Origin of the sequence: Devosia oryzisoli (genome assembly GCF_014837245.1) — a bacterium.
Taxonomy (GTDB): Bacteria; Pseudomonadota; Alphaproteobacteria; order Rhizobiales; family Devosiaceae; genus Devosia; species Devosia oryzisoli.
Genome location: NZ_JACYFU010000003.1, coordinates 48,733 through 62,772 on the forward strand (window position 1 = coordinate 48,733; position 14,040 = coordinate 62,772).

A 14,040-nucleotide genomic window follows, 5' to 3' on the forward strand; every position below is an offset into this window, starting at 1 on the left:
GCTTGAACTTGATCGCACTCTCATCCCTTCACCGCCCCCGCCATGGTGCCCTTGGTGAAAAACTTGAGAATGAGCGGATAGATGGCGAGGATGGGCACGATGGTAATGAGGATCATCCCCGCCTTGAGGGCGCGGATGTTGATCTGCGCGAGCCCGAGATTGTTGTTGACGTTGTTGGCGCCGACGATGGCCACCTTGTCGCCTTCGATCACGAACTGCCGGAGCACCACCTGCAGCGGCCACTTGCTCTGGTCGTTGAGGTAGATCATCGCCCGGAAGAACTCGTTCCAGTGCAAGACGAGATAGAACAGCGCGATTGTCGCCAGCGCCGGCTTGGCCAGCGGCACCACCACTTGGAAGAAGGTCTGGAACGGATTGGCGCCATCGAGTTCGGCCGCTTCGAGCAGTTCCTTGGGAATCTCCTCGAAGAAGCGGATGAGGATGATCAGGTACCAGGCGTTGATCGCCTTGTAGAGAATGACGGACCAGGGGGTGTTGAGCAGGCCCAGGTTCTTCATCAGGAAATAGTCGGGGATGATGCCCGGCTCGAAAACGATGGTCACGAGCACGAAGAGGAAGATCAGTCGTCGCCCCGGTAGGCCCGGGCGCGACATGCCCCAGGCCATCAGCGCTGTTCCGGACACGCCGATCACCACGCTGACCGCAGTCATCCAGATGGAATTGAAGATGCCGCGCTGCACGTTGGGGTGCTGCAGCAGCAGCATCCAGACATCGGGCGAAAACCCGTCGGGGAAGATGGAAAGGCCGGAAAAGCCCGCCACCTTGCTCGGCTCAGTGAACGACAGCGCCAACAGGTTCAGCAGCGGCTGGATCGTGAACACGACCAGCAGCAGCAGGGTAGACAGGATGATGATGTATTCGATGCGCTCGAGCGGCGTGCGGCGGGAGTTCATGGCCATCACCACACCCCCTTGCCGGTCAGCTTCTTGCTGACCATGTGCGAGACCATCACCAGCATCATGCCGATCACCGCCTTGAACAGACCGGCGGCGGTCGCCAGCGCATACTCACCGGTCGAAAGACCGAGGCGGTACACATAGGTGTCGAGGATATCGATGGTGGAGGCGTTGACCGCGTTCTGCATGTTGATGACCTGGTTGAGGTCGGCGCTGAGGAACATGCCCATGTTGAGAATGAAGAGCGTGGCGATGGTCGGGACGATGCCCGGCAGGGTGACGTACCAGATCTTCTGCCAGCGATTGGCCCCGTCCATTTCGGCCGCGTCGTAGAGCTGCGGATCGATGGCGAAGATGGCGGCGAGATAGAGCAGGCTGTCCCAGCCGGCGGACCGCCAGATTTCCGACACCACCAGCACCCATCGGATCGTGCCGGTATTGGTCATGTAGTTGACGGGCTGGAAGCCCAGACTCTGCGCGATCTGGTTGACGGCCCCGTCCGTCGGCGACAGCAGCGCGATGAACACGCCCGAGATCACCACCCAGCTCAAGAAGTGCGGCAGGTAGATGGCCGACTGGATGGCGCCGCGCAGCTTGCCGTGCCGGATTTCGTTCAGCAGCAGCGACACGATGATCGGCACCGGAAACACGAACGCGATCTTCATGGCTGAGATGATCAGCGTGTTCGCCAGCACCTGGTAGAAAATGGGCGAAGAGAACAGGACCTGGAAGTTCTTCAGCCCGACCCAGATGTTGGGGGGAATGATCCGCACCTGCTCGAACGCCATCTTGGCTTCCCAGATGGGGACATAGTGCCAGATGAAGAAAAACAGCAGGCCGGGGGCCATCATCGCATAGTAGGGCCACCACTGGCGCACCTTGACCCAGAACGGAGGGCCAGACGTTTGCACTCCGCCACCCTCCTCCCCCGCCACGGGAACGTCGGCAGACCTTGTGGGAACGTTCCCAGAAGTCGCTGCGATCGAGGCAGATCCGGTATTGGAGTGGCTCATAAAGGGTCGTCCTCCCTACCCTGCCAACTGGCGGGGCTGGCGCAGCAGGTCCGCAAGGGAGCCTCTGTCCACCAGCCGGCACGGCATATAGATGCGGCCGTGTTCCGGCCGTCCTTCGATATCGTCAAACAGACTCTCCACCGCCCGGGCGCCGATGTCGCGGCCCGGCTTGGCAATGGTCGTCAGTCCGGGCGATGTGAACGCGCCGGCGGGGATGCCGTCGAACCCGAGAATGGACACATCGTCCGGGCAGCGAAGCCCCCGCTCCCGCACGGCCATCATGGCACCGATTGCCATCATGTCGTTGGCTGCAAAGACGCTGATATGCCCGACACGGGGACGATCCAGCACCCGCAACATGGCTTGGCGCCCGCCCTCCAGCGTGTATTCGCCGTCTTCAATGACCATTTGTGCGGGATCCACATCGCGCTCGATGGTGTGCCGTTGCACGGCGTTCAGGAACCGGGTACGGGCGAGGCGGGACCGCGGCCCGACGATCAGCACCGGCGCCTGGTGGCCCTTCGCTACAAGATGATCCAGGCCCAGCTCCACCGCCTGCGAGATATCCGAACCGACGCTTGAAACGTCCGCGAACCGCTCGGCGCTGGAGCCAATCAGCACGAAGGGCAACCCGAAGCGGTTTAGGTCGTCCAGCGCATCCGAAACAGGATTGACGATGGCGCCGTCCACCCGCGCCCGCCTCAGGGCGCGCAGGTGGCTCTCCTCTTTGCCCGGATCCCAGTCGGAGGAAAATACCAGCAGTGACACGTCCGCCTTCGCCGCGCGATCCTGCGCGCCGCGCGCTACATCCGCCCAGAAGGGGTTGGCAATGTCCGGAATGACAAGGCCGAGCATGCCCGATCGGCCCGAGCGCATCCCCACTGCCAGGTGGTTGCGCTCATAGCCAACCGCCCGCGCCGCAGCCAGCACACGGTCACGCGTTTCTTGCAGGACGCTCTCACCATTGGCCAAGGCGCGCGCCGCGGTGCTCTTTGACACCCCCGCCCGCTCGGCAACATCGATTATGGTCGGCCTGCGCCTTCGCAACACCTTCTCCTTGTGGCTGGTGGGAACGTTACCACGCAAATGCACCAAGTCAACCGTCACAGCGGGCCATGAGCGGATCCGTATCCAGGCGTTCGCATTAAAGGCTCTCCTGGCCATAGCCGAAACGCGGCTACAGGGTTAACGCGGTCTTCAGGGCTGCAGTCGAATCGACCTGCCAATGAGATGGAGGCGGCACAGCTGTCCCGTTATCCCTAGGCAGGGTCTCCGCTTTTGGGCAGAAACAACGAGGGCCTCGAAAGCAGGAATGGGGTCGAGCTCTACCGCCTGGACAGTTGCTGTAGTCGTTCCTCTTGCGGCCGCTTTGGCCAAAGGAGAACTGTCATGGGTATCTCACAGTATAACCCTGCTGCTGCAGGCAGACCTGCCTGGAATGCCGACAGGCAGGTCGGCGCCAAGCGCGCCTTGAAGGTCAAGCAGATCTGGTCGATCCGCTTCTTTCTCGACCGCGAAGGCCGAATGCGAGATCGGGCGCTCTTCGATCTTGCGATCGACAGCAAGCTTCGAGGCTGCGACCTGGTGAAAATCAAGATCGGCACTCTGGTGGCAGGACCGACGATCCGCACTGGATCAACGGTGGTCCAGCAAAAGACAGGACGACCGGTGCAGTTCGAGATAACCGCTGACACCAGGGCCAGCCTGCTCGCCTGGCTCGAACGACGCGGCGGTACAATGGACGACTTCGTCTTCCCGAGCAGGATTGCTGTGAATGGTCACCTGAGCACCCGCCAGTACGCAAGACTTGACGACGAGTGGGTGACCGCCATCAGTCTGACGCCGGAGGAGTATGGCACTCATTCCCTGCGCCGAACCAAGGCGTCAATCATCTACAAGGCCGCGGGCAATCTGAGAGCTATTCTGATTCTGCTCGGGCATAGCAAGATCGAGAACACGGTTCGGTATCTGGGCGTGGATTTCGATGACGCTCTGTCGCTCTCAGAAGCTGCTGAAATGTAACCTAGGGCCACTTCGCGACGATACGCGTCCGTCGGCGAAGCGCCCCAAAACGGTCGTAGAGGCGAGGGCGGTGGCCTACCACAAGCGGAGCTTTCGATCAGTTCTTGACGGTTTGATCCCAAGCGCTGCCATAATGAGCGGCCGGGCGATCCCGCCCGGGCGAACATGCTGGTTGCATTGATGAGCGGCAAGGCGCTCACCGCTACGGAACTGGCCGCCGAGGCCGGGATTATGGCGCAGACGGCAAGTGCACACCTGGCCCGACTGCATGGGGGCGGACTGCTGCTTGCGCGCAAGCAGGGGCGTCACAAGTATTTCGCGCTTGCGTCGACCGATGTGGCGGGCGTTCTGGAAGCCTTGATGGGTCTCGCGGCTGATGCCGGGCACCTTCGCAGCCGCACCGGCCCAAAGGACAAGGCGTTACGACAGGCCCGCATCTGCTACAATCATCTGGCCGGCGACATGAGCGTCCAGATGTTCGACAGCCTTATTGCCCAAAATTTTCTCGATCCCAGCGGTGGCCGATTGCAGCTAACCGAACCGGGCCGGGACTTTGCCGCCAAGTTGGGCGTTGACATCGACAAACTCGCCGCCGGCCGCTCGGAACTCTGTCGGGAGTGTCTGGATTGGAGCAAACGCCGCTCGCATCTGGCGGGCAGCTTGGGGCGAGCGATGCTCGCACGTTTTGTCGAGCTAGGTTGGGCGCGTTTGGATAGATCGACCCGCATCGTCACCTTTACGACGACCGGCTCGCGTCAATTCGGTTCGATGTTCGAAAAGCGAACCGCTGCAGAGAACTGCAATAGTCCCCTGCAAGTAGAGCCATAACGCCGTCGCACAAGTCGCGAGACCTGACAGCTTCAGCTTTCTCGGCGGGCACAATGGGGCGGAATGCCGACGGTCTGCTTGAAAATGAAGATCAGCGAGAGTCGGACCTAAGCGCTTATGCCGTGTCATTTGGCTCTAGGCGCGCCCACCGTCGAGGAGGTCCGGGGTGTCGGCACAGCTGGTGACAGAGGACTTGGATGCCTCATGTTCTCGTGATCACAAGATTTGCTTGTATCGCTTTTTGCAGGAGGGGCTAACCAACGTCTGGAACCACGGCGCTCCGGAGGCGACCTTCGTGTCCGTCGAGTTGAGGGAGCACAATCTGTTCGTTATCATACGAGATCGCATGGCTCTCGCAGACAAAGCGAGACGCGCTCGTCGCGGATTGGGCGTGACGGCGCTCAAAGTGAGGGCCGAGAGCCTAGGCGGCAGCGTGTCGCTGGTCATTTCGGATCACGTCGCCGAATTACGGCTGGTCCTCCCGCTGCAGGAGACAGTTGGTGCGTAGCTCTGCGAGGATAGTTATCGACGACCACCCGGTGCTCCGCGCCGGGCTAGTCCAATTGCTCCGCGTCGAGCTTAGCTTCGATATTGTGGCAGAAGGGGGCTCTGTCAGGGAGGCCGTCGATTTAGCGCGGAAGCTTCAGCCTGATTTGCTGCTACTTGATCTCAGCATGGAGCAGAGCGGGCTTGAGGCCATCGGACAGATCGTTGAGGTCGCAGGCAAAACGAAGATCATTATCGTAACCGCTTCGGATGCCGCTTATGATGTACAGACGGCACTCGACCGGGGGGTCTCTGGCTATCTGCTCAAGGGCTCGACCGGCGCTGAGATCCTCGATGCCGTCGCCCTTGTTTCCGAGGGCAAGGACTTTGTGTCGCCACGCGCGATGAGCAGGGCGATCATGGCGGCAAGAGACGGCGCCGCTGGTCCTCATTCCCGACTATCCAGCCTGTCACCGCGTGAACGGACTGTTCTGGAAATGATGGCGTCTGGACTGAGCAACCGGGACATCGGGACCAAGCTCGGTATCGCCGAGAAGTCCGTCAAGTTCCATGTAACCAACATCTTTTCAAAGGTTGGAGTTCGAAATCGTGTGGAGGCCGTGCTGGCCTACAACGGCACCATCGCCGCAAGCGGCGCTCCACACCAATGAAGGGCGGCGGCAATCTAGCCGCTGGACCCGACCATCAATGGTTTCTTGTCGATTGCCTTCTTCATGAGGACCCCGGTATCGGGTCCGAACATGGAGTAGATTGGCAGGAGACTGGCACCGAGTGCCGAAGCCCTCGACCCCAATGAACCAACCAGGATGTGAGGCGCTACCAGACCGGCTGGCATGGTTTCGATGAAACGCGCTCGGACACGACCGACCGTGTCCTCCAGGAGATGACGCGGCAGGAGCCCGTCGATGATGACCGCTTCTACGTCCACGACCGCGACCGCCCCCGTTATCGCTTGGGACAGCGCGTCGGCACAGTCGTCCTGCCACTCGCTGACGAACCGAGCAGCCCCATCCGGCATCGGGTCCAATTCCTTGACCCGTTTGATCGCGACACCATTGTGAACGAGATGATTGAGGAGCGTATAGATCGAAGCACGATGCAACAGAATGTCGAACCTGGCCTTTGGCTTGGCCACCGAAGACAACATCGAGGGCGTGACCGGGAAAGGCCCAAATGCGGCTGTGTTGCCGTGCGGTCCTGTCTGAAGGGTACCGTCAAGAACCAGGCCTGCGCCAACGAACGTATTCAGGGAGATGTGGAGGAAGTCCTGGTATTTGGACCCCGCCCCTTGGACCAACTCAGCGATTGCTGCCGCAGACGCGTCGTTCTCGACGAGCACCGGGAGCCCCCCGGTATCGAAGAAGCTGGATGCCAGATCCACCGATCGCCACGCCTCACGCACCTCGGCAGGGAAGCCCAGTTCGTCGTCCCAGACACCGATGAAGTAAGGGGCTGATATCCCCACTCCAATGACCTTTGCCGCCTCTGCGGGGCCCAATTGCGCCTTGAACCTCGAGATCATCCGGTTGCCAGCCTTCCGGACGTTCCCTGCATCGGGATGGTCGTACTCGTGGCTTTCGAAGCCTCGTGTTGCCCCGGTAAAGTCCGTCAGAATTGCGTCCAATGACCGTCGCCCAATGTGCACGCCTACGGAGTACGCCCCGTCGGGCGCCAGTTCGTACATCGACGAGGGCTGGCCTTTGCGGCCGAAGCGCTTGCCGGTTTCCCTGACATAGCCGCCGGAGATCAGAGCCTCGACGATCGCAGCCACGGCGGGGGGCGTCAGGTGGGCGTACTGCCCGATCTCGGCCTTCGAGACCTGGCCGAAGCGCCTGATCGCGTCGAGGATCACGCGCTCATTGTAGTGCCGTAGTTGAACCGAATTGCTGCCCTTGCCCGCCATGCCCACTCCGATTTCACGAAAAGCACACTGCTTTACCAAAGCGGCTTCACTACCATTACGCCAGCGAGAGCGAAACGACCGCTTAGGCGCAAGGCGGCCATCACAGGATGCTTTGACCCGTCGCTTTCCAGTCCTTCAGGAAACCTTGGATTCCCGCATCGGTGAGTGGGTGACACGCCAATTTTCGGATCAAGTCGGCTGGCATGGTGGCGACGTCGGCGCCGACCAGTGCAACCTCGGTCAGATGGTTGGGTGTCCGCACGGAGGCGGCCAGGATCTGCGTCCCGAATCCGTAGTTGTCATAGATGGTGCGGGTCTGTTGGATCAATTGCACCCCATCGAGATTGATGTCGTCGAGACGACCGACGAAAGGCGAGATGTATGTCGCACCTGCTTTCGCAGCCAGCAGGGCTTGATTAGCAGAAAAGCAGAGCGTGACGTTGGTCTTGATCCCAACGGACTGAAAATACTTTGTCGCCTTGAGCCCGGCGAGCGTCAGCGGCAGCTTCACCACAACGTTAGCAGCGATTTCGGCAAGCCGTTGGCCCTCCTCAACCATCCCATCGAACTCAAGGGCGGCGACTTCGGCCGAGACGGGCCCTGCGACGATCCCCGCGATCTCTCGGATCACTTGCAGGAAGTTGCGACCTGATTTCGCCACGAGCGAAGGGTTAGTGGTAACCCCATCCACCAAGCCGAGCTCGTGCAACTCCGCAATCGCAGTGGTGTCCGCGGTGTCGGCAAAAAACTTCATGGTTGAAACTCTCCTTGGTAGGACGCGCGCGGCATGGTCTCGCTGTTCTGATGGATAACCAAATGACCCGGCTCGCTGCCCCTAAGCACTGTGGCGGCATTCGGCAGGTCGTTCGAAGCCACCCAATGTCGGGCTTGGTCGATCGATTGCCCCAGGTCTGTCCAACGTCGAATGAGCCGACGCTCCAACTCCTCCATTGATGTGCTGACGAATACTATGAAATCGAAGTGCGGCCGAAGCGCAGACCACGGACCGTGCTTCAGGGCCAGGTAGTTGCCCTCCACGATCACGAACTTGGCTTTAGGCGTGATGATCTCGGCACCGGCGCGGGCAACGTCCATGGCGCGGTCGAACATCGGAACGATGACGTCTTGCCCGCAACGTAAACGCTTCAAGGTGGTGTCCAGCCCGTCGACATCGAACGTATCGGGCGCACCTTTGCGGTCCCGCATGCCCATTCTGTCGAGGAGCACGTTGTCGAAGTGATAGCCATCAGCCTGCAATACGATGGCACCTTCCAACTCCTGAGCGAGTTGGGTCGATAGCGTTGACTTCCCCACGCCCGGAGGACCAGCTATCGCAACGATGTATCTGTCGGCCGCTTCAGCCTGCGCCTGAAGTTGGGCTGCCAGCGTCTTTGCCTGGTTCATGGATGTCGTGTCGATCATTTGCTTGTCTCTCGTCCGCCGGCGAGCCATTCCAGGATGTTGACGACGAGCGGAGCATACCCCGCCCAAGCCATGAATTCCTCGGTGAGCCAATGGGGGCCGATGTCGCTCGTCCAAGCTGCCGAACGACCCAGGCCGAACTCACCCACCGCTAGTAGTGGCAGACACCTGCCGCGATGTGAGCAGGAGGCCAAAAGCTCGCTCTGAGGCCGCCCTCGGAAATTGACCCGGTTCAGACCGAGGATCGGCGGCATCGGACCTTCGATGCCGCGCCAGATTGCATGATCAGGCGCTTCCACTAAGGCCTGCAGCCCTTCCGGCACCTCCACCCCGTCCGGACCAGCCTCGCAAAGGACCGGAAGAGCGTCTTCCACGTCCGTGTCATGAAAACCCGCGGTGCCGAACATGCCTTGGAAGCCCATATAGCCCCCGGCCACCAGCAGACCGCCGCCGGCGCGCACGAAGTCCTTTATGACGGTCAACCGGTTGGGTCCTACCCTTCCCCGACGGGTGTCAGGACCGACCAGCAACGTCAGGGCACCCACGTCGGAGATGACTACAACGTCGTACAGAGCCAGATCGGCGACGGTTTGAGGGAAGTCGTCGGAGCACCGTTCGCTGCCAATATGATCAATTTCAATTCCACCGGTTCGGGCGGCGGCGATGAACGCCTTCGCTCCACTGCTCCATCCAGCTTGGGTCAGAACTTGGGATCCTACCGCCACCGTGGTAACGCTGGCGAAGGTCTCGCCGGCGAGCAACGCCTTCATTCCCGCAACTCCAAGTAGGGAGTACCGGGCGTTAGCCCGGTACTCTGATCAAGTCAGAACTTGAACTCGGACAGGTTCTCGGGGGTGACGATCTGGGCTGGCCCGAGGATGAGTTCACCGCCGGCCCCGATCGTGTATTCGCCCAGCCGGCCTGCGGTGAAAGTATCGCCTTCCGCGCCAGTGATCGTGCACTGGGCGAGCGCTTGGGCCGTCTGATAGGTGAGGTAACCGAGGTCGGCGACGTTCCACCAGATGTCCTGGGCAACACCATCCGTGATGTACTTCGAGATCAGGGTGGCTGGCGCAAGCCCGGTGAGTTTGACCTGCCCGATGAGGCCGGCTTCCTCAAGTGCCCGTGCGGCGGCCGGCAGCCCGATCCCCGCAGGCACGATGATGGCCTTCAGGTCCGGGAATGCCTGCACCAGGGCTAGAGCCTGCTGCTGGTTGATCTGTTCGCTCTCCTCGCCATAGGCGACCTGGACCAACTCCATCTTGGCAAACTTCGGTTCCGCGGCCATCTTGGCCTTCATGAAATCGATCCATGCATTCTGGTTCGTCGCGGTCGGCGTGGACGAGAGGATAGCGAACTGGCCCTCGCCACCGATCAGATCGAAGGCACTTTCGAGCATCATTTCCGCGAGGCTGTCGCCCTTGGCCTGATTCACGAAGACGGAACGAGCGTCGGCGGCGACGTCGGAGTCGTAGGAGATCACCTTGACGCCCTGCCCGATGGCGCGCTTGAGCGCGGGCGCAACAGCATTGGCATCATTGGCCGAAATGGCAATCACGCCGACCTGCTGGGTCACCAGACTGTTGATGAACTCGATCTGAGCTTCCGCCGTCGCTTGCGAAGGAGCGACCTGGATGAGCTTGCCGCCGATCTCCGCCGCTGCTTCCTCGGCGCCTTGCTGGGCGACCTTGAAGTAGGGATCGGTGTCCAGCTTCGGCAGGAAGCCGACGGTCACCGGGCCGCTGGCGCACTCCTGCGCCAAGGCCAAAGAGCTCGACGTCATGAGCAAAGCAGTGGCCAAGAGGGCAACTTGTTTGACTTTCATTCTTTTCCTCCGTTTCGAGTTTGTAAGGGAACTCGATTACCCTTGGGTCACGCGCAGTGCGCGAGATCGGTTGAACCGCTCCGATGCCGAACGCCAAGCGTTCCCGACGATCAGCGAGCCGATGAGCAGCAGCCCCACAACCATCCCCTGAGCGTCACCGCCTACCTGGTTGAGCGCGAGAATGTTGCGAATGAGGGAGATAAGGACGAGCGCTAGCATAGCCCCGGTGAGCTTGCCCTTGCCCCCGAAGACGCTGATCCCGCCCAGCAGGACAACGGTGATGACGTCCAGCTCCATGCCCAGCGCGTTGTTCGCTCGGGCGTTTGAGAGCCGGGCGGTGTAGACGATGCCGGCGATGGCTGCGACCGCTCCTGACAGCACGAACAAGCGCTGCACCAGCCGGGCCGTGTCTATCCCCGAGTACCGCGCAACGTCCGGACTGCCGCCGACAGCATAGATGCGCTTTCCGGCCGGCATGCGCTGGAGGACAATCACGAAGATCGGTGCCAGAACCAGGAATGGGACGATCGTGAGGGGTATCTTGGTACCTGGGACATAGCCGATGCCAAACTCGACCACCTCAGGCGGCAAGACGTTGATCGAACCCGTGCCAAGCAGCACGTACCCGACGCCACGGTAGAGCGCCATGGTGCCAAGGGTTACCACCAAGGACTGAAGTCCGAGCCGGCTCACGAGCACCCCGTTGATCAGTCCCATGCCGCTGCCCGCCAGGATGGTCACGAGCACGGCTGCCGGGGTGGGCATGCCAACCTGCAGCGACAGGCCAAAGACCACCGACGCCAACGCCAGCATGGATGCGATCGAGAGGTCGATCTCGCGGACGATGATCAGCAGCGCCATCGGAAGAAGGAGGAGCGCCTTCTCCGCGGCGCTCGCTGCCAGCTGGGACAGATTGAAAGGGGAGGCGAAGTTCGGGATGAGGAGTGCCGCTGCTGCGAAGCAGACCAGGCATGCAAGTGCAAGCAGGACATCCCAAAGATCGAGCGACTTCATGATGCGCTTCATTTGGGAGCTCCCTGACGGAAGACGGTTCCGCTGCGTGCGATCGCCGCATCGATGCCGACCGCCCCCAGGATGACGATCCCGTAGACGCCTTGGAGCCAGAGGGGATCCACGCGGACGAGTGTCAGACCGTTCTTGATGACGAGGAGGGTCAGGGCCCCGAGTGCGATTCCGAGCAGCGTTCCGGCGCCGCCTCGTATGGCCACGCCACCGACGACCGCGGACGCGATGACCGTCAGCTCGAACCCCAGCGCGACACGAGCGTCCACGGTCGCGTATCGGGAGGCCCAAAGGGCGCCGCATATGCCGCCGAGAAGTCCCGCGAGCCCAAACGCAGCGACAATTCTTCTGTCGACCGGAATGCCTATGAGGCGGGCACCGTCGGGGTTGGACCCCACGGCAAATAGTTCTCGACCGATTACTCTCCGGTTCAGGAACCAGTAGCCCAACGCCAATACGCCGACGGCGATGAGGACGATCATCGAGACGCCCATGGGCTTCAAAGTCGTCATGTCAAGCCATGCCTGCGTCACTTCGTCGGCGCTGATTTGGTCACCGGCGGCGGAGAGCGAGGTGAGACCTCGAAGTATCGACATCATGGCGAGCGTAACCACGATCGCCGGGATGCGCCCGCGGGTCACGATCAGCCCGTTCGCAAGGCCTGCCAGGGTCCCCACCAATGCAGCTGAACCGAGGCCGATCAGTATGTCCGCCGCTGGAAAGGTCTGGACCATGCTCGCCGCCACATAGGCGGAGAGGCCGATGATGGCTGCGATCGACAAGTCGATGTTGCGCGTGATCAGCACCAGCATCTGAGCCAGGACTGCGATCAACAGCAGCGCTGCATCCATCGAAATCGCGGTCAGGTTGGCGGAGCTGAGCATGCGTGGATTGACAAGTGCGACGGGGATCACCACGGCGAGCATGGCTGCGGCAAGGCCGAGTTCGCGGCGCTTGAGAAACGAGAGGGGATCCTCCTTCTCGGGTCCGGAGAAGGTGGCCTCCCCTGCTATCTCATCCGCCTCGGAGGGCTTGGTAGCCGCCGCGACAACTGCTTCCTGGGTCGCATCGCTCCTGTCGAATTCGCCGGTCTGCTGGCCCTCACGGAGCACCACGATCCGATCGCACATCCCGAGGAGCTCGGGCATCTCCGAGGAGATCAGGATGATGGCGATGCCTTGGGACGCGAGGTCGGCGATCATCGCGTGGACTTCGGCTTTGGTCCCTACATCTATGCCTTGAGTGGGTTCGTCCAGGATCAGGATGCGTGGCTCGGTGCGAAGCCACTTCGCCAACGCAACCTTCTGTTGATTGCCACCGGAGAGTTCTCGAACCTGCTGGTCGTAGCTAGCGAAGCGGAGCTTCATCCTGGCCAACCAGTCGCTGACGAGCGACTGGGCGCGACGGCGACCGTAGAGTCCAAAGCGCGCTGCTTTGTCGACGATCGGCAGAACGGCATTGTCCAGAATGGACGCGTCCATCACCAGGCTTTGACCCAGCCTGTCCTCGGAAACGTAGGCGATGCCAGCATTCATGGCGTCTTTGGCGGAACGGAAATCGACGGTCACCCCGTCAACCGCTACGCGACCGGAATCTGGGCGGTCGATGCCGAACAGGGCCCTGGCTATCTCGGTGCGCCCACTGCCTACCAGTCCACCCAGGCCAAGCACCTCACCTGCATGCAGTTCGAAGCTGATATTCCTGAAGGCGCCGGCCCTGCTCAGCCCCTCCACCTGAAGTCGCAACGCGCCGATTTCATGCTTCCTCACGGGATAGAGCGCACTGATCTCCCGGCCCACCATCAGCGAAATGGCCTTGCCTCGATCTAGATCCCCCGCGAGGTATGTTCCCACGAGCTGTCCGTCTCGAAGCACCGCGATGCGGTCAGCGATAGAGAATATCTCGTCCATCCTGTGACCGACGAACATCATCGCCACACCGGACTTGCGCAGTTCCGTGACTACGGAGAAGAGACGATCCACCTCGCGCTTGGAGAGCGCAGCTGTCGGCTCATCCATGATGAGCACCCTGGCCTTGCGAGACAATGCCCGAGCGACTTCCACCAATTGCTGTTCCGATGTCCGCAGCGCCCCGAGCTTAGTGGAAGCAGGTATCTCCAGGCCAACGGTGGCCAGGAGGCGGGACGCTCCCTCTTTCATGGACGCCCAATCGATATTGCCGAGGCCGTCTACCGGCATGTTGCCCATGTAGATGTTCTCGGCGAGCGATAGGTCGGGAAACAGACCTGGATGCTGATGCATGACGGCGATGCCAGCGGCCTGCGCGGCGTGAGGGCTTTGCAGGGTGACGGGGGTCCCGTCGATGTGCACTGATCCCAGCGTTGGGGTGTGGACGCCAGCAAGCAACTTCACACAGGTGCTCTTGCCCGCGCCATTCTCTCCCAATAGCGCCAAGACCTCACCACCGCGAAGAGACAGGGAGACATCCCGAATTGCCACCGTGCCGCCGAACGCCTTTGTTGCGTCGGTGAGACCGGCAATGATTCCTGTCTCGGACGTAAACTGCCGAACGTGTTCCAACGGCCCCTCCCATTTATTAATGCAAACTGCTATAATATTT

14 protein-coding genes are annotated in these 14,040 nt (G+C 61.2%); 4 read left to right on the forward strand and 10 right to left on the reverse strand.

The window, feature by feature from the left end:
• Nucleotides 1-20: 20 nt before the first annotated feature.
• The 3 genes from IC608_RS11675 to IC608_RS11685 form a co-directional block, all read right to left on the reverse strand.
• On the reverse strand, nt 21-914 hold the full coding sequence (locus IC608_RS11675) for a carbohydrate ABC transporter permease (RefSeq protein WP_248306356.1): 894 nt from the start codon (nt 912-914) through the stop codon (nt 21-23).
• A 5-nt stretch (nt 915-919) separates the two neighbouring features.
• The gene (locus IC608_RS11680; RefSeq protein WP_345890891.1) at nt 920-1,828 is read right to left on the reverse strand and encodes an ABC transporter permease; all 909 of its coding nucleotides are present in this window, start codon (nt 1,826-1,828) and stop codon (nt 920-922) included.
• 117 nt (nt 1,829-1,945) lie between these two features.
• Complete coding sequence (locus IC608_RS11685; protein ID WP_345890905.1) at nt 1,946-3,037, reverse strand: LacI family DNA-binding transcriptional regulator; 1,092 nt, start codon at nt 3,035-3,037, stop codon at nt 1,946-1,948.
• A 282-nt stretch (nt 3,038-3,319) separates the two neighbouring features.
• Between IC608_RS11685 and IC608_RS11690 the strand changes: the two genes are divergently transcribed.
• The 4 genes from IC608_RS11690 (at nt 3,320) to IC608_RS11705 (ending at nt 5,937) form a co-directional block, all read left to right on the forward strand.
• Nucleotides 3,320-3,952: a tyrosine-type recombinase/integrase gene (locus IC608_RS11690; RefSeq protein WP_191775561.1), complete on the forward strand. Its 633-nt coding sequence runs from the start codon at nt 3,320-3,322 to the stop codon at nt 3,950-3,952.
• A 180-nt stretch (nt 3,953-4,132) separates the two neighbouring features.
• Entirely contained in the window at nt 4,133-4,780 is a 648-nt protein-coding gene (locus tag IC608_RS11695; protein ID WP_248306358.1) for a helix-turn-helix domain-containing protein, read from the forward strand.
• Nucleotides 4,781-5,126: 346 nt separating this feature from the next.
• Nucleotides 5,127-5,288 carry a hypothetical protein gene (locus tag IC608_RS11700; protein ID WP_191775563.1) on the forward strand — a complete coding sequence of 54 codons (162 nt, stop codon included), beginning with the start codon at nt 5,127-5,129 and terminating at the stop codon, nt 5,286-5,288.
• A complete protein-coding gene (locus IC608_RS11705) occupies nt 5,281-5,937 on the forward strand; it encodes a LuxR C-terminal-related transcriptional regulator (protein WP_191775564.1) in 657 nt (218 codons plus the stop codon). Before IC608_RS11700 ends, IC608_RS11705 begins: the two co-directional genes overlap by 8 nt.
• 14 nt (nt 5,938-5,951) lie before the next feature.
• Here the strand turns inward: IC608_RS11705 and IC608_RS11710 are convergent, their stop codons facing one another.
• The 7 genes from IC608_RS11710 to IC608_RS11740 all read right to left on the reverse strand — a co-directional run bounded on the left by IC608_RS11710 (nt 5,952) and on the right by IC608_RS11740 (nt 14,000).
• Complete coding sequence (locus IC608_RS11710) at nt 5,952-7,190, reverse strand: ROK family transcriptional regulator (protein WP_191775565.1); 1,239 nt, start codon at nt 7,188-7,190, stop codon at nt 5,952-5,954.
• A 100-nt stretch (nt 7,191-7,290) separates the two neighbouring features.
• Nucleotides 7,291-7,944, reverse strand: a complete 654-nt coding sequence (gene fsa / locus IC608_RS11715) for a fructose-6-phosphate aldolase (protein WP_191775566.1) — start codon at nt 7,942-7,944, stop codon at nt 7,291-7,293.
• Entirely contained in the window at nt 7,941-8,612 is a 672-nt protein-coding gene (locus IC608_RS11720; protein WP_248306359.1) for a nucleoside/nucleotide kinase family protein, read from the reverse strand. The genes fsa and IC608_RS11720 overlap by 4 nt, the downstream gene beginning before the upstream one ends.
• Complete coding sequence (locus tag IC608_RS11725; RefSeq protein WP_191775567.1) at nt 8,609-9,382, reverse strand: glutamine amidotransferase; 774 nt, start codon at nt 9,380-9,382, stop codon at nt 8,609-8,611. Before IC608_RS11725 ends, IC608_RS11720 begins: the two co-directional genes overlap by 4 nt.
• Before the next feature lie 53 nt (nt 9,383-9,435).
• Nucleotides 9,436-10,437 (reverse strand): rhamnose ABC transporter substrate-binding protein, encoded by a 1,002-nt coding sequence (locus IC608_RS11730; RefSeq protein ID WP_191775568.1) that lies wholly within the window; start codon nt 10,435-10,437, stop codon nt 9,436-9,438.
• A gap of 36 nt (nt 10,438-10,473) precedes the next feature.
• Nucleotides 10,474-11,463, reverse strand: a complete 990-nt coding sequence (locus IC608_RS11735; RefSeq protein WP_191775570.1) for an ABC transporter permease — start codon at nt 11,461-11,463, stop codon at nt 10,474-10,476.
• Nucleotides 11,460-14,000: an ATP-binding cassette domain-containing protein gene (locus IC608_RS11740; protein ID WP_191775572.1), complete on the reverse strand. Its 2,541-nt coding sequence runs from the start codon at nt 13,998-14,000 to the stop codon at nt 11,460-11,462. Before IC608_RS11740 ends, IC608_RS11735 begins: the two co-directional genes overlap by 4 nt.
• Nucleotides 14,001-14,040 lie beyond the last annotated feature (40 nt).